At 41.9% G+C, this 17,094-nt stretch carries 13 protein-coding genes and 1 pseudogene; 11 read left to right on the top strand and 3 right to left on the bottom strand.

The genetic code is table 11. The features are described 5' to 3' along the window. Window positions 1–841 precede the first annotated feature (841 nt). From ACVBIO_RS16570 to ACVBIO_RS16535, 8 genes are all read left to right on the top strand, one after another. Complete coding sequence (locus ACVBIO_RS16570; RefSeq protein WP_447173032.1) at window positions 842–3,826, top strand: TonB-dependent receptor; 2,985 nt, start codon at window positions 842–844, stop codon at window positions 3,824–3,826. A 271-nt stretch (window positions 3,827–4,097) separates the two neighbouring features. Next, the gene (locus ACVBIO_RS16565; RefSeq protein ID WP_447173031.1) at window positions 4,098–5,696 is read left to right on the top strand and encodes a tryptophan halogenase family protein; all 1,599 of its coding nucleotides are present in this window, start codon (window positions 4,098–4,100) and stop codon (window positions 5,694–5,696) included. Window positions 5,697–5,733: 37 nt separating this feature from the next. Then, window positions 5,734–6,489 (top strand): SapC family protein, encoded by a 756-nt coding sequence (locus tag ACVBIO_RS16560; protein ID WP_447173030.1) that lies wholly within the window; start codon window positions 5,734–5,736, stop codon window positions 6,487–6,489. A 45-nt stretch (window positions 6,490–6,534) separates the two neighbouring features. Further along, entirely contained in the window at window positions 6,535–7,551 is a 1,017-nt protein-coding gene (locus ACVBIO_RS16555; protein WP_447173029.1) for a cupin-like domain-containing protein, read from the top strand. Between the two features lie 31 nt (window positions 7,552–7,582). Beyond that, window positions 7,583–9,076 carry a tryptophan halogenase family protein gene (locus ACVBIO_RS16550; RefSeq protein ID WP_447173028.1) on the top strand — a complete coding sequence of 498 codons (1,494 nt, stop codon included), beginning with the start codon at window positions 7,583–7,585 and terminating at the stop codon, window positions 9,074–9,076. A gap of 92 nt (window positions 9,077–9,168) precedes the next feature. Continuing rightward, window positions 9,169–9,882, top strand: coding sequence for a DUF6445 family protein (locus ACVBIO_RS16545; protein ID WP_447173027.1), 714 nt, complete (start codon window positions 9,169–9,171; stop codon window positions 9,880–9,882). A 64-nt stretch (window positions 9,883–9,946) separates the two neighbouring features. After that, complete coding sequence (locus ACVBIO_RS16540) at window positions 9,947–10,432, top strand: hypothetical protein (protein WP_447173026.1); 486 nt, start codon at window positions 9,947–9,949, stop codon at window positions 10,430–10,432. Then, a complete protein-coding gene (locus tag ACVBIO_RS16535; RefSeq protein WP_447173025.1) occupies window positions 10,380–12,572 on the top strand; it encodes a glycoside hydrolase family 3 C-terminal domain-containing protein in 2,193 nt (730 codons plus the stop codon). The genes ACVBIO_RS16540 and ACVBIO_RS16535 overlap by 53 nt, the downstream gene beginning before the upstream one ends. 46 nt (window positions 12,573–12,618) lie before the next feature. Here the strand turns inward: ACVBIO_RS16535 and ACVBIO_RS16530 are convergent. After that, a pseudogene (locus ACVBIO_RS16530) lies at window positions 12,619–12,726 on the bottom strand (transposase); the annotation flags it as partial. A gap of 439 nt (window positions 12,727–13,165) precedes the next feature. On the opposite strand from ACVBIO_RS16530, the gene ACVBIO_RS16525 reads away from it, so the two are divergent. The 3 genes from ACVBIO_RS16525 (at window position 13,166) to ACVBIO_RS16515 (ending at window position 15,429) form a co-directional block, all read left to right on the top strand. Next, window positions 13,166–13,456, top strand: a complete 291-nt coding sequence (locus tag ACVBIO_RS16525; RefSeq protein WP_447173024.1) for a hypothetical protein — start codon at window positions 13,166–13,168, stop codon at window positions 13,454–13,456. Between the two features lie 397 nt (window positions 13,457–13,853). Further along, complete coding sequence (locus ACVBIO_RS16520; RefSeq protein WP_447173023.1) at window positions 13,854–14,255, top strand: hypothetical protein; 402 nt, start codon at window positions 13,854–13,856, stop codon at window positions 14,253–14,255. A 304-nt stretch (window positions 14,256–14,559) separates the two neighbouring features. Then, window positions 14,560–15,429 carry a hypothetical protein gene (locus ACVBIO_RS16515; RefSeq protein WP_447173022.1) on the top strand — a complete coding sequence of 290 codons (870 nt, stop codon included), beginning with the start codon at window positions 14,560–14,562 and terminating at the stop codon, window positions 15,427–15,429. A 591-nt stretch (window positions 15,430–16,020) separates the two neighbouring features. On the opposite strand, the gene ACVBIO_RS16510 is transcribed toward ACVBIO_RS16515, so the two are convergent. Continuing rightward, entirely contained in the window at window positions 16,021–16,587 is a 567-nt protein-coding gene (locus tag ACVBIO_RS16510) for a 4Fe-4S single cluster domain-containing protein (RefSeq protein WP_447173021.1), read from the bottom strand. Between the two features lies 1 nt (window position 16,588). After that, window positions 16,589–17,092, bottom strand: a complete 504-nt coding sequence (locus ACVBIO_RS16505; RefSeq protein WP_447173020.1) for a hypothetical protein — start codon at window positions 17,090–17,092, stop codon at window positions 16,589–16,591. Window positions 17,093–17,094 lie beyond the last annotated feature (2 nt).

The following is a 17,094-nucleotide window of genomic DNA, read 5'->3' as shown; positions in this document are numbered from 1 at the left end:
CCTAAATTTTCCGAACCAAACAATGATATGTAACATTTGTTACAAAAACGCTTTTAGAATTCTAATGCTTAGTTGCAAATCCGAAAGTATAAACCTTCGTTTGATATCGAGTTATTGAATACCGATATGATTATAAGGAAGTTATCTTTTTTACAGGCGCTGAAAGCATCGAGGTAAACTGAAGGTAAAAGATTCTGTTTAGCCTCCATGCCAAACAGCCTTAAATAAGTTTTATTAAACAGAGCATAATTCTAGAATATCTGTAGATCTTACAGCTCTAAATGTCTAAATGAGACCTTACCCTACATTCGACAGCGTAACTTTAAACATAAAATAGAATATATGGAAGGCTTACATTGAAAAAGGTGTAAACAAGGACTTATTTGCACAACAGATAGATAACAAGTTGAGGCCTAGCGACACTACGATTTGAAAGAATAAAAGGATATAAATGCTGAGTTTTATCTGCAATAGTGACATTTTCTCAGGTTTCACTCTAATTTCTAGCACAAATATATATATTTGTTTAGTCACTTTCCACACAAGTTCCTAGTTAATTTTGTTATTAATAAGCTTACCTCCTTCCCCATTTTCCTTCACGAAAACCCAACAGAAAAAAAGTAAAAGAATATATAACGAATTATAACAGTACCTTATAAAAAAATTGCAAAGCATACCGACCTCGTTAAGATTAGGTTAAATTATTGTTGACGAGAGAGCTGGTTTGCAATAGGTTTATGTAAGCGCTTACAAATAGCGTTTATTTTTTTAACGGAATTTGTAAGCGCTTACATTTTAAATATAAATAAAAGTATGGTTGAATGACTCAAGGGGGAGACGCATGAAACAAAAATTTAACAAAACAAGGCTTGCAACAAGCTTATCATTGATACTCAGTGTATCGACTGTAGCACCAACTTATGCTGAAAATGCTGAAAATGCTGAAAATGAATTAAATAAAGAAATGGAGGTCATCTCTGTTACTGGTATTCGTGGAAGCTTGATTAAGTCCATGGATATCAAAAAATCCTCAAGTGGGATTATCGATGCAATCTCTGCTGAAGATATCGGAAAGATGCCCGATACTAACTTAGCAGAATCTCTACAACGTGTCCCTGGTGTTTCTATCGACCGTCAAAACGGCGAAGGAAGCCGTGTGTCTGTTCGCGGTTTTGGTGCAGATCAGAATTTAGTATTGCTCAATGGTCGCCAAATGCCTGTAACTACAGGCTCACGCTCATTTGATTTCTCTAATATAGCCTCTGAAGGTATTATTGGTGTAGAAATTAGAAAAACAAGCCAAGCATCTAGTCCAACAGGCGGCATTGGTGCAACTATAGATGTGCTAACCCACCGCCCTCTTTACGATCCAGGCTTAAAAGCTAGTATTGGCGCTAAAGCTGTTCACGATACCTCGACAGATAAAGGTAATATCACTCCTGAACTCTCAGCACTATATTCTAATACGTTTGCTGATGACAAGTTTGGCATTGCTCTTACAGCAAGTTACCAAAAACGCGACAGTGGCAACCAACAAGCGAATGTTGGTACTGGCTGGCGTAGTTTTCCTGGAGAAGTGGACAATGACTGGGGGGCTGGTACAGCTGAGTGGGGAGGCGTCCCACAAGACAATCAAATTAATCGCCCAGGTGAAGGTGATGTTTACTCTGTTCCTCAAACCACAATATATAAATTCGAAGAGCAACAGCGTACTCGAACAAATGGCCAGCTAGTTCTACAGTATAGCCCCGTAGATTCTTTAGTGGCCACTCTTGATTATACCTACATGCGAAATGATATTGATACACAATACAATGATGTATCAGCTTGGTTCACATTTGCTCCATCTGAAAACACTTGGACAGATGGCCCCGTATCCTCTCCTCTTGTTTATTCTGAAAGTTATGATACTAATCAAGACCTATCTATGGCTGCTGGTGACTATGGTGTACGCAATGAAAGCGGTTCACTAGGCCTTAATTTAGATTGGGAAGTGAGCGACAGTTTAAATATTACCCTAGACATGCATAAATCTAATGCTGAGATGAAACCCAATAGTATTTATGGTAGTAATAATTCATTAAGCACTGCAGCCTTCATTCGTACAACTGCCGCTACTGATTTTTCAAAAGATTTACCAGCTCTTGCTGTTGGCGGGGGAAATGCAGTAAAGCCATCCGATATGCGTGTAACAGGCAGTGTCTTTGGGAATGCACGAAATAAATCTGAGATAGAACAATATCAGCTTGATGGAGAATATGTTTTCGAAGAGGCTGGTAGCATAGATTTTGGTATCGCACTTACAGATGTTAATAACCACTCTCAATCAATAAATGTACAGCGAAATGACTGGGGCGGTGTTGGTCAAGCTGGTGACTTTGAAGATGCATGGTTCCCATCGGATACTATTCACGACAAATTCGACGCAGACAAAGGTAACTTTGCCGATGCTGACGGCGACTTTGATCTGCTTGATACCATCTTCTTCTGGGATTTTGATGCCGTTAGAAATAAAGCTGAAGAACTATATACTCCCGCTGGTTATGTAGGCGCTGGAGATTGCGGTACTGACTTCTGCCCATCTAGCAAATACGCAATGGATGTCGATCGTTTTACACAAGAAAAGTCGAAGTCAGCATATATACAATATAACTTTGATTCTGAATTTGGTCAGATGCCTTGGGATATTCATGTTGGTATCCGTTATGAAAAAACTAACGTTAACTCCACTTCTGCGGTAGGTAGTTATGATGGTGCGGAGTGGATTGCTGATACAGAAATTGAATTACAATCAACCGGTATGCAAGACTTCCAAACTAAAAAAGGCGACTATGATTACTTCTTACCTAATGTGAACTTTAATATTGAAGTGCATGATGACGTAATTATTCGCGCAGCATATAGCCAGACAATAGGTCGCCCTGATTATACTTCTATACAGGGAGGTACTGTCGTTGGAGCCCTTGCAAACCAGAGTGGAGGAAGCGGTAGTAGCGGTAATCCAAGTCTCCTCCCACTAGAATCAACCAACTATGATTTTTCTGCAGAATGGTATTATTCAGATACAGGATATGCATCTGTTGGCTATTTCAGAAAGGACGTGACTAACTTTATTGATTCTAGACAAATCAATTCAAATATTTATAACATCGCTGATCCTGCAAATGGTCCTAAGGTCGATGCCGCAAAACAGGCTGGTGCTTCTACAGGCCAAGAGATTCGTGATTATATTTTTGCAAACTATCCGAATGACCCATCTGTTGATGTTGCTAATGGCATTATTTACGGTGATCCGGCAACAGATCCAGATTTGAATTTCTTAATTACAGAGCCTGACAACTTAAATGATTCTTCAGTCATTGATGGTTGGGAATTTGCTATTCAACATTTTTTCGGCGATTCAGGCTTTGGTGCTATTGCTAACTATACCCTTGTAAATGCGGGTGATGACTTTGATAACCAAAATTTAGGGCGCGAGGACGATCTTGCTCAAAATGTGCTAACAAACATAAGTGATACAGCCAACCTTATCGCAATATATGATAACTATGGCTTTCAGGCACGTTTAGCTTATAACTGGCGAGATGAGTTCCTTAATTCTACGAATCAAGGCACTGGTGCAAATCCACAATACACTGAAGCTTACTCACAGGTTGACTTTAACGTTAGCTATGAAGTAGCAGCTTTAGAAGGCCTAACAGTATTCTTTGAGGGCTTGAATATTACCAACGAATATACTCGCGTCCACGGTCGCGCTAAAGAGCAGGTACTTAACCTGACGCAAACTGGTGCTCGCTATAGTTTAGGTGCGAGATACACTTTCTAGAGCGAATCGAAAAGGTGAAGCCTCGGCTTCATCTTTTCCTTTTCTATTTTTATTATTCTTTTTAAGCCACTTTTAGCCCGATCCTTATAGGCATAAAGCTTTACGTTTGATAAGTAACTCTTGATACATAAAGTAACTAGATCTCCTCCCACAGCAAAGGTTATATTGGCAAAGGTTAATTAGTTGTAACAAACCATGAAATTAATTAACGCAATATAGATTAACACTATAAAAGAGTGACTTAATAAAAATAAATAATAGGTCAAGCAGTATGAGTAACGAAATTAAAAGAGTGATAATTGTAGGTGGCGGAGCAGCAGGTTGGCTCACTGCGGGGGTTATTGCAGCTGAACATATTAATGTTGTTGAAACCCCATCGCAACGTACGCTCGAAGTTATTCTTATTGAATCACCACAGGTGCCCACCATCGGTGTCGGCGAAGGTACTTGGCCATCAATGCGCGGCACGCTCAGGAAAATGGGCATTTCTGAAACCCAATTTATGATTGAGTGTGACGCCAGCTTCAAGCAAGGCTCAAAATTTATCGATTGGTTACACTCACCTGCTACAGCAAGCTCGGATAAAGCCCCGCTCGATAACCAAAGCTATTATCATCCGTTTTCTCTACCAAGTCAGTTTAACGAGATTAATCTCGCTAAGCATTGGCAAGCCCATAAAAAACAAGTTTCATTTACTAATGCGGTAACTTATCAAGGCAGACTTTGCGATCAAGGGCGCGCACCTAAACTCATTTCGACGCCGGAGTATGAGTGCAATGCCAATTATGGTTACCACTTAGATGCCGGAAGGTTTGCTCAATTTTTACAGCGTCACTGCACCGAGAAATTGGGTGTTCAGCATATCGTCGATCATGTGGACTCAATTTGCAGCCATGATGACGGCAATATTGCCGCACTAAAAACTCAATCCAATGGCAGCCTAAGCGGCGATCTATTTATTGATTGCAGTGGTTTTAAGTCACTGCTGATCGGTGAACACTATCAAGTGCCTTTCATAGAAAAAAAATCTGTGCTGTTTAATGACTCAGCCTTAGCGGTACAAGTACCTTATGAAAACCAACAAAGCGCCATAAGCTCCTGTACCCATTCAACCGCAAAATCTTCTGGATGGATTTGGGATATAGGCCTGCCCTCACGCCGTGGCGTCGGTTACGTATACTCGAGCAGCCACACTGATGATGACCGCGCTGAAAGCGAGTTACGGAGTTACCTGTTATCGAGTATGAGTAAAGCACAGGCTGAGTCAGCATCGCTGAGAAAAATAACATTTAACCCTGGCCACAGAGCCCATTTTTGGCATAAAAACTGTGTCGCTGTCGGCATTGCCGCAGGCTTTATTGAGCCGCTAGAAGCATCAGCACTCGCACTCATTGAACAATCAGCAAAGATGATCAGCGAACAGTTGCCACAAAACCGTCAAGCAATGGAGATAGTGGCCAAACGTTTCAATGAAAAGTTTTTACAGCGCTGGCGTCAGATCGTCGACTTTCTCAAACTGCATTACGCCATCAGTCAACGTGACGACTCCGAGTATTGGCGTGACAACCGAGACATAGCCTCAATACCACAGTCTTTACAGCAACAATTAACGCTGTGGCAGTATCAACAACCCTACTCTTACGATATCACTGAAACCGAAGCGCTATTTCCAGCGGCTAGCTTTCAATATGTGCTGTTTGGTATGGGCTTTAACAGTGTGCCACCGCGCTACATAAAGCTAACAGAGCAAGAAAAGGCCATGGCACTGTTTCAACAAAATAATCAACGTAGTCATCAGTTGCTTTCAGCACTGCCCAGCAATAGAGCACTACTCGATAAAGTTCATCAATTTGGTTTTCCTAAAATATAGCGACTAAAGCAACGATAAAGAATAAAAAGGAGTCAAAATGACCGCACAAGCCTCGACCCAAATGCCAAACAACAACGTCATGCTCAACAGCATTGAACATAAAGATCTTAAAGTTATCACCGAACACTCTGCGCACTATGGCGATAATATTTGGTATTCATTGACCTTCCCGGTTGAATTTAGAAGTGTACAAGCCCACTACCCGATTTTTTTCCAAAAAGATCCACAAACGGGTCGTTTCTTCTCTGTGGCGCTGTTTGGCTTTAAAGATAAAGAAAACCTATTTCTAGAAAATGGCCAATGGCAGGCATCTTACGTTCCATTGGCCATAAAACGTCAGCCATTCTTAATCGGTAGCCAAAATATAATGGAAGATGGTGTGCAGAAAACGCAACGAGTACTGCACATTGATCTTAATAACCCACGAGTGAGCACGGAGCAAGGTGAACCGCTGTTTCTTGAGTTTGGTGGAAATACGCCCTTCCTCGATACTGCTGCGGATATGCTAGATGTCATCCATAACGGATTAGAAGACAGTGACCGCTTTATTGAAGCGCTACTTAAATTTGAATTACTTGAATCTTTTACCTTAGATGTTGAGCTAAATAACGGCAGCAGGCATCAAATGATAGGCTTTTATACCGTCAACGAAGACAAACTGAAAACACTTTCAAGTGATAATTTAGCTGAGCTGCATGACAAAGGTTATCTGCAAGCTATCTATATGACGATGGCTTCACAAGCCAATATTCGCACACTATTGGATAAGAAAAACAAGCAGATAGAACAGTAGTTTTTTTGCCCATTGATGTAAGCGGTTACAGAATAAGGTGTATTTATGTTAGCAGTCGAAAACAGTGTCAAACAGATAAGTCATTGCAAACCAGGCGATATTCCTGAGTTTGTATTATCGTCGACGCAGCCGCTGATTTTAAAAGACTTTGCTACCGAGTGGCCATTGGTTCGAGCAGGTAAGCAATCTACCCAAGCTGCGATTGATTATTTACTTCAATTTTACAGTGGTGTGCCGGTAACTGCTTGTTTTGGTGAAAGTGAGCACCAAGGCAGAGTGTTTTATAATGAGCAACTCACAGGCTTTAACTTTAGAGCCAGTCAGGTTGATTTAAGGCAGTTGTTTGACAAACTACTATCGCATAGAGACGACGAGACACCGCCAACACTGTATGTCGGCTCTACCGAAGTAAACCGTTGGCTACCAGGTTTTGCCGCCGCCAATCCACTTGCAATTGATGATATCAAGCCTTTAACCAGCGTCTGGATTGGCAATCAAAGCCGAATTGCCGCGCATTTTGACTTTCCCAATAACCTTGCCTGCTCTGCTGTTGGTCGCCGCCGCTTTACCCTGTTTCCACCCGAGCAGATAGATAACTTGTACGTGGGGCCGATGGAGCTGTCCCCCGGTGGACAGGACATCAGTATGGTCGACTTTCACACCCCTGACTTTGATAAGTACCCTAAGTTTCAACAGGCGATTGAAGCAGCACAAGTTGCAGAACTTGAGCCTGGTGATGCGCTCTTTATTCCCAGTATGTGGTGGCATCACGTCGAAGCACTTGATGCGATTAATGTGCTAGTCACTCACTGGTGGCGAGACTCAGCAGCTTATATGGGCAGGCCAACTAATGCATTGCAACACGCTATTTTAAGCTTGCGAAGCTTACCAATAGCCCAACGTAAAGCGTGGCAAGCGATGTTTAATCACTATGTTTTTGAACATGAACTTCACGACACAGACCATATTGCAGAGCATGCTCAAGGAATGCTGTCGCTGCCTATCGATGAATTATCTGCGCGAAAATTACGTGCTGACTTACAAAATAAATTAAAGCGTTAAGCCATTAGTTTGCGCTGATTAAGGACATATGATGAATACAAATAAGCCAATTAAAAATGTCGTCATTGCCGGTGGTGGTACTGCAGGTTGGATGGCAGGCGCCGCGCTGTCAAAGCTACTTGGTAAAAACCTTAATGTGAGTTTAATTGAATCAGACGATATTCCAACCGTCGGAGTTGGTGAAGCCACCATTCCAACCTTGCATGTATTTCATCGCTTACTGGGGATTAACGAGCAAGAGTTTATGGCGGCGACCAATGCCACTTTTAAACTGGCGATATCATTCGAAAATTGGCGCGATGAGAATCAAGACTACCTACACTCCTTTGGTTTCTTGGGTAAAGATTGCTGGGCGGCGGGTTTTCAACACTTTTGGCTAAAGGGCCGTGAAAAAGGCTTTGCCAGCGAAATCGGCGACTACTGCGCCGAACACCTTGGCTCACGCACTGGTAAGTTTGCAGTATTGCCAAATCAAGACTTAAACCATGCTTATCACCTTGATGCAGGGCTATACGCAAAATTCCTTAGAACAATTGCAGAACAACATGGCATCAACCGTATTGAAGGTAAGATTACTGAAATAAACCTCAATCAACAAGATGGCCAAATCGAGAGCCTATTGTTAGCCTCTGGACAGTTAGTTGAAGGCGATCTCTTTATCGATTGTACCGGTTTTAGAGGCTTGTTGATTGAAGATGCATTGCATACTGGCTTTGAAGATTGGTCCCACTGGCTGCCTTGTGACAGTGCCATTGCCGTGCAAACCACCACCACCAACACGCCAGTTCCCTATACCCGCTCTATAGCACGTGAATCGGGTTGGCAGTGGCGTATTCCTCTACAAAACCGAACCGGCAATGGACTGGTATTTTGCAGTAAATACATGACTGATGAGCAGGCAAAACAGTTATTGCTCGATAATATTGAGGGCGATCTGCTAACTGAGCCTCGCGTCATCAAATACAAAACAGGCACCAGACGTAAGCACTGGAACAAAAACTGTGTCGCCATTGGACTCTCAAGTGGTTTTATTGAACCGCTTGAGTCCACCAGCATTCACCTTATTCAACGCGGCATTGTGCGTTTAATGCAAATGTTCCCAGCACAAGGTTTAGTGCAAGCCGATATTGACGAATTTAACGCGCAGACCAAGTTTGAAACTGATAACGTACGCGACTTCATTATCTTGCACTATCACGTCACCCAGAGGCGAGACAGCAAGTTCTGGCGTTACTGTTCAAGCATGCCAATACCCGAATCACTTGCCCATCGGCTAGAGATGTTTGCCGCAGCAGCCAAAGTATACAAATATCCCAATGAACTGTTTGGTGAAAGTTCTTGGATCCAAGTGATGTTAGGCCAAGGTATTGACCCTAAACAATATCATCCTATTGTCGATATGATGGAAGATGAAGAATTAAAAGCTTTCCTAAACAATATTAAAAGTGTGGTAAAACGAAAAAATGACAACCTACCCCACCATTACGACTTCATTCAGCACTATTGTAAATCGCCAATGATGTAAACACTGCAAGGCTTTATGTCGTTCTAGCACTAAAGAGCGAAATAAAGCCTTGTAAATATACTCACGAAAACAGTTCACTTGGTTACATTAATATGTCGCAAAACCTAACTACAGTAAACCCAGCCGCCACGCCAAAAATCAAATTAATCGGTAAGGAAAAAACGCCTGTTGTTGTCATAGATAACTTTAGTTTAAACACTGACAATATTATCACTTATGCGACTACAGAGGCTGATTTCAAAAACGATAACAACTCATACTACCCAGGGATCAGGGCAAAGCTTCCTTGTGAATACGTCAAAGCAGTGATCGATGCTGTTTTCCAAGGGATCTATCAGTGCTACAACATTCCGCGGCAGCTAAGACTCAAGCCCCAGGGTATGTTTTTGTCACTGATCACTCGTGAAGAAAGTGCTCTCTCTCCTTTACAAAGAATGCCGCATTTCGATACCCCAAAACCCTACTACTTTGCCATCGTGCATTACTTAAATCCAAATGTTCACGGACCGACTGGATTTTTTAGACATAAACCAACTCGCTGGGAGCTAATCAACGAAAAACGTTGTCAGCCTTATTTTGATGCTGCACAAAAACACAATGAGTTAAATGGGGAGCCCAAGCAAGGTTACTGTAACCAGAGCAACCATCATTTTGACCTATATGAGCAGATTGAATACCGCCCAAATAGACTAGTGATCTATCCCGGTAATTTACTACATTCCAGCATTGTAAACACTGCTAAGGATATCGACAGTAACCCAGAAACTGGCAGGCTCACCGCCAACATATTTATCGATTTTCAATGAGCGGGGGCCAAGAATAAAAGCTTTAACCCTATCGCCACTTCAATAAACTAATACGGAATTTAGCATGAAGCGTCCTATTATTAATAAATTAGCCCTTAGCAGCTTGGTTATCTCAGCCTTTCTGGTTACAACCCCTATTACCAAAGCTGAAACTCAAGTAAAGCAAACCATTTATGAAGATGTCGGCTTAGTTGAACCTAGTCGGCCACTGCTACAGCAGCGTTTAGATCAAGTAGAGCAAACCATTCAAACGCTATTACCACAAATGACACTGGCTGAAAAAGTCTCTTTAGTTCATGCCAATGGCAAGTTCACCACCGCCGCGATTGAACGCCTTGGGATCCACGAAATGTGGCTATCTGATGGCCCCCATGGTGTGCGCCATGAGATAGAGCGTGACAGTTGGAACTCGGCAAATTGGACAAGTGATTACTCAACTTATCTACCGGTTTTAACTGCGGTAGCCGCCAGCTGGAATACCGACATGGCGACCCTGCATGGCGACCCTGCATGGCGCAGTACTCGGCAGCGAAGCCCGTCACCGTGGTAAAGATCTCATTCTCGGGCCAGGCGTTAATTTGGCAAGATTACCGCTCTATGGGCGTAACTTTGAATATTTAGGTGAAGATCCGTATTTGGCATCGAAGCTGGTGGTACCGCAAATTATCGCGATTCAAAAAAATGATGTTGCCGCCACCATCAAACATTACGCGCTGAATACTCAAGAGCTAAACCGAACAGGGGTTAATGCTAAGCCTGACGAACGTACTCTACGAGAAGTGTACCTGCCCGCCTTTGAAGCTGCTGTAAAACAAGCTAACGTTTACGCCATGATGGGTTCATACAATGAATTTAGAGGCACTAATGCTAACCAAAGTAAACATCTGGTCATGGATATCCTTAAAGGTGAATGGGGTTACAAAGGGTTGCTCGTGACTGACTGGAATGTAGATATCAATACTTATGACGCTGCCGTCAACGGTTTAGATCTCGAAATGGGCACTGATGTACCACATTACAAAGACTACTTTCTCGCCGAACCACTGATTAAAATGATTAACGCGGGTGAAGTACCTGTCGCGGCACTCGATGATAAAGTCACACGAATACTAAGGGTACAACTCAGTATAGGTATGATGGATAACTACCGTCTCGCTGGCCAGCGAAATATTACCGCCCACCGCAGCGCGGCAAGAAGAATTGCCGAAGAAGGAATGGTATTACTTAAAAATGATCGCCAAGTATTGCCGTTTGAACAAGATAAAGTGAAAAACATTCTCGTCCTTGGCCCTAATCTTGATAAGAAACATGGCTTAGGTGGCGGTTCATCAGAGGTAAAATCACTTTATGAGGTAACGCCATTGCAAGGCCTTAAAGATAAACTAGCTGGCAAAACAAATATTACAGTTATGCGCGCTCAAAGTAGTAAACTAGCGCCAATCAGCAACGATTACCTAGCCACTAGACACTGGACAGGTACGCCATCGTGGAATATTAGCTACTTTTCAGATGAGAGCCGTCAACAGCTTATCGAAGAGTCTTGGATAGCCGACTCTGAGTTTACCACCTCAAGTCTAACTACCGCTGGTACAGCTCATTTCATAACCATGAAAGCGGCAATAAAACCACTGAAATCCGGTGTCCATACTCTAAAAGTCACCGCCAAAGGTAAATTAAATATTAAGATCGATGGCAAATCAGTGATGCAGTTTGATGGAACTACTAGCGAAGTGTTGAGCAAGCATATCTCTCTTTTACAGAACAAAGATTACCAGTTCGAAATCGACTATAGTGGCAATGATGGCTATACCCTTGGCTGGGATACGCCTAATAAACTCTTTAATACTGAAGATGAGTATTTAACAGCAGCAAGAAATGCGGATGCGGTGATCTACTTCGGCGGGCTTAGCCATAGCGATGATAGGGAGTCTATCGACAGAGTTGATCTCGTGCTCCCTAATCAACAAGATGAGATGATAACAAAACTGATTGCCGCTAACCCTAATACCGTGGTGTTCATCACTGCAGGTAGTGCAGTAGAAATGCCATGGGTCGACAAAGCATCCACCATAGTTTGGAACTCCTATAGCGGCATGGAAGGCGGTCATGCTGTTGCTGATATGCTGTTTGGTGATGTAAACCCAAGCGGTAAAATGCCCTTTACGCTGCCTAAAAAACTTGAAGATACCGCTCCTATCGCACTGAATGATTACAATGCTGTTGAATCTCTCTATTCAGAAGGAGTCTTTATAGGCCACCGTTGGTTTGAGCAGCAAAACATAAAACCACTTTTTAACTTTGGCCATGGGGTTTCTTATACAAACTTTGAATTATCCAGCCTTACGCTATCCTCAAAGGAAATATCAAATGGAAATTCAATAACGGTTAGTCTCAATGTGAAAAATACTGGCGAACGTTCTGGTGCAGAGGTTTTACAACTCTATTTAAAAGACAATAAGTCTAGTCTTATAAGACCAGATAAAGAATTAAAAGGTTTTAAAAAGGTATTCTTACAACCCGGTGAAACTAAAAAAGTTTCATTAACTTTAACCAATCACGATATGTCTTTTTGGGATGAAAAAGGTAACGACTGGTTAGCTGAACCCGGAGAATTTACCATTTTTTTAGGAACTAGTTTTGATAAATTACCTTTGAAGGCTACATTTATACTGAATGAAAGTATAAGGTAAACTAAATACAACCGACAAACATACTGCATATCATATTAAAAAAGGTTCATAGCGGCTTTCTGAGGAAAGCCGCTATTATCTTCATAAAAGAGTAATCCGTATCCCTGTATCCATACCCCATTCTTTTTATTAGTTTGATTTTGTTGTTAATCCCCTACAACGTACATTTATTCAAGTGATATGTTGCGGATGCTACAACGCCATGAAGGTACGGCGGCCTTTCAAATGAAAATCCGTTCTATGCCATTATCGGCGGCCTAAAAAGCGATAAGAAGGTCATTAGACCTGGTTCTAACTACGATAAAGCACTTCAAAAATACAATTAAATTCAAGATATATGTTACCCATACATACAAAGAGAACAGAAGAAATTTGTTTCATATCAGTACCCTAACCCACTTTGCTGTACAAAAAATAGACCCAGTAACGCAATATAAAGACGAATAAACTCAGACGATTAAAAACTGCGTTGGGGAATCCTTGGGGAATTTTGCACTAAAAAGACATAGTTTGCCATCCATGAAACTACCTATTCATTGTTACAAACAACTGAGTCAATCGACTCCCATTTACCTAATAAAATGGAGTAAACAATGAACAAGCTAAAACCGACAACGGAAGAGCTAGATAACGAAGAAATGAGTTTGGACGAAAGCTGCCAAATTCTGACGCAGAAAAAAAAGAAATTAAATAATGCTCTGACAGTTCTTTCTAAACTCATCGAGCAACTACAAACTGAAGAAGATTCGAACGAATTGGATTTTTATGAAGAGTACCAAAAACTCTACTTTGACGTTCAAAAAGGAATTTGGGCTGAGATTGATGACCCATTAGAAAGTCACATCCTCATTCACTTTGTGAGCACTTATATCGACTACATGTAATGAAATCTAATATGCAGTGAAAATATTTTCATTATTTTACCGCTAACTCAGCAAAACTCGCTTTTCTAGTTCCTACCTAGTTGATGAACAATAAAGACAACAGGAGAACATAGATGCAGGCGAGTTTTTTAGTCCAATTAAACGCACTGGTTAGGTTACTTAACGAGGTATCTAACAGCCTTACAGAAGAGTTGCAGTACGCTGAACGAGACCAATATAGATTGGAAACTGAGGTGAATTTCTTGGAATTTTCGCTAAGGAAGCACCTAACTAAAAAGCAAATATCGCTAATACAACAAGAACAGGTAATAACTTTTTTTCGCCAATACTTCAATAATTCGCATGCGGCAATCCTAACTACTGATGAGGACAAATCATTAGTCAATTAGGAGCCACTATGAGCGATAAGAAGTCATCTTTTATCAGAGTGTATCAAAGGCAATCCAAGTCGCCCTGGAGCGACCATAGCACTGTTTTGTTACTGGCAGGCCACCAAGTAACAGAAGGCGGTGCTATGGAATTAAGTTTTAATCGATACATCTATCAACATAGAGATTCTGCAGGGAGGATTTTAGGCATGAGCATCAGTAAATCAATACAAGAAGAGCATCCAGAGCTTGATAGTCAGTATCTGGAGGATTTGGATATGTACATGGTGTTACTGCTGCTCAAAGAAGAAATACAAAGCTTCTGCGGCTTATTTGATGATGAATTTGAGGCGATTTTTGGGTTACCGCCAGAAATTTACTTCGACATAGCCGAGCAACATTGGGCACAAAAACTAGAGGATAGTTTATAGCAATGACTAGCGAGCCATCAGGCTCGCTTTCTTCGGCGCTCTAGGCTTTCTCTAGGTTAAGCACCACAGACAAAAATTAGGTTAATAGACAGGCATCAATTGCATTTTGCATCGGTGTGGATAAGACAAATCGTACATAACGACGGTCAGCGACCGAGGCTCTATTGAGCCAAAACAACAAACGCTTTTACTTATTAACTATTCTGCCGTCATCACTATATATGCGGCAGTGACTTTTACGCTTGCCCAAATCGATTTGTAAGTGACGACTACAAGTGACGATTGCAAGTGTCTGGAACCTATTATGAACAGCAAGATTAACACTGCAGCAAAGTCCCCAGCTCCCAAAGCTGAGGGCCGAATTGAAGATACACACCACTTAACTCAATTATCTTTAATTGAGAATGTACTCATTTTTCCAACAGGCTTAACGGTTGAGCAAGCAAAGGTTAATGCAAATGGGCTTGAAAAGGAACAATCCCTAAGCCACACAGAGGCCATGAAATCCATTTGTTGGGGTAACGGTATTCATAACGTGCAAAGCTTCAGCGAAGCGTTGCCTCAGCTTGTAAAGTCAACATTTGGGATCGAACATAGTGAGTTTGGCCTTTACTCTGACGACAATAGCTACACTGGTTTTTGGTGGGTTAAAGAAGGAAAGGTTAAATATACCAGAGTAGCAATTCCAAATATCGATAATACGGAAGAAGAGCTAACAGGCATGCTAGTTGATCGACTGTTACCCGTTAGAGAAGACTCCCCTAAACAAGTTAAGTTTTTACATGCGGTCAAAGACTGTCTGATTTATTTAGGTCGCGGCTACACCCTCGCCCCACACCGACCGGACCTTAACCAAGTTCAAGATATTTATGAAATCGACATCGATATTAGAAAGCTCATATTGAACAGCAAAGGCTCTGCAGATAAGCTTTTGAGCTACGCCTTGGCAAGTTGCTACAACACTCGACACACGACGGAACTAATGATGCAACTAAGCCTTGCTGATAAAAGTGAATACCTTGAAACAACAAAGATTGACCTTGCTAACAAGTATGAACGGGAGGAGCTTGCTCGCGGTTTTCGCTACCCTCAGTTTGGTGAGATGTGCATGCAACTTGATGATGCGCAGAAGGACATTCTAAAGAGGCTACTCGAAAACTATCAAGGCTGGTAAATAATTGTCAGGTAACTACATGAATTGACTATTCCACTGTTCATGCATTACCGATTATCGTGTCAATAGGAATGCCTTATCGAGTTCAATTTTAGTTGACCTCGATAAGGAGGGAATATAGCGATGATTCACGGGCCAAATTAACTATGACACTACAACCCCACTACTTGCCTGCCTAGTTGAGGGGCTTGGACAGGTACTTCGGTGGGACGCCATAAATATGTCCCTATACGCTCGACACCTCCAAACAACATCCATGTTTAACAGCCAGCTCGGTGTCCCAGCCTCTCGTTCGAAGAGTATCACTTCGCGATACCTCACCTTGCCACCAACGCCCTCAACCGCATCTACACCTGATTATTTATCTCTTCGATTTAGGTTTTGTCGTTATTACTCATTTCTGGACAAAATCGTGTCATCGCTGTTGTTAATTTAGCAAGAGTTGAATAACTAAAAGTATGGAAAATCACTCAACTCTGTGTCCAGTTTTGATGGTGCAAATCAAAACAATCAAAACTGGTTACTATTTCGGCGTATCTAACTTGCTTCGGGCACCAAGTACCTTAGAAAATAGGCTGATCCCACTGCACATTATGTTGGATAACCAAGCACTCGCACTTCACCACTTGGCTCAATAATAATTTCTACTTCGTTGAGAGGTTGTGATCTTTGATCGATTCGTGATTTTTCTGGATAAATTAGTTCCTGATTTTCTGAGCCATACCATTGGTTATTGATGTTTCGAAGTTCTTCCTGATATCGGCCGGTCACAAGCAAGTCAACGTTGGCTTCTAGGGTTGTCCAGAGTTGTTGCAGCTCAAGTTCTGACTTGGTATATCCGGTATATAACATCACTGTTAAGGACGTTTGGCGCTTGACTTCTTGGATTAGCCAGAGGGTGTTTTCAGCTTGTTCGAGTGGTTCGCCGCCTAACAAAGTGATCCCTTCAATATCTTGTTCGGCAAGAATTCTAGCTAGTAGCGTTTCGCGATCTATTAGTTCGTTGGCTTTAAATGACCACATTTGTTTATTCCAACAGCCTTTGCAAGCGAGCGAGCAACCTTGCAGCCACACGGCAAAGCGCCTGCCAGGCCCATAAATATGGGTGGCAGGCTCAATGTGAGAAATATTAAACTGGGTACTGTACAAGTTCTTCATATTAAACTGAGCGGGTTAGTACTAACTGAATTTTCCCTCGGATATGCTTTTCTTTTACACTGTATCCTTGTGCCTTCGCTTTGGCAATTGCCTGCTGCCGGGTCGCTTCTACCCTATCAATTCTTTCTTGCTCAATGCGTTGTCTTTCAAGCTCTGCAATGTTGTCGAGATGTACCTGATAACAGCCTTGATAGGTAACATTTAACTCGTTTAAAAAGCGACTCACAGATTGATACTGTTTTTGTGTAGCTGATACAATACGAGTGGCATATTCATCTTGATCATGTTGCAGTTGCCAGACATCGCCATTAAAACAAAATAGCTGTAAGCCGTTATAATCTCGGCGGTTGGTGATGATATCGCCAATGGCGACATTCGACTGCTCTCGAAAATTATTAATATTCTCAGCCGTTATTGATACAGGCTCAGCTCCTAGCCTTGCTAGCGCAGAAAATAGTACCTCTTTAATAGTGAAAGGGGTGGCTGTTTTGATCACTGCACTCATTG

The sequence above is a fragment of the Shewanella sp. 0m-8 genome (assembly GCF_052977265.1).
The sequence above is the reverse complement of the archived record's forward strand: the minus strand, read 5'-3'. Positions and strand labels throughout refer to the sequence as shown.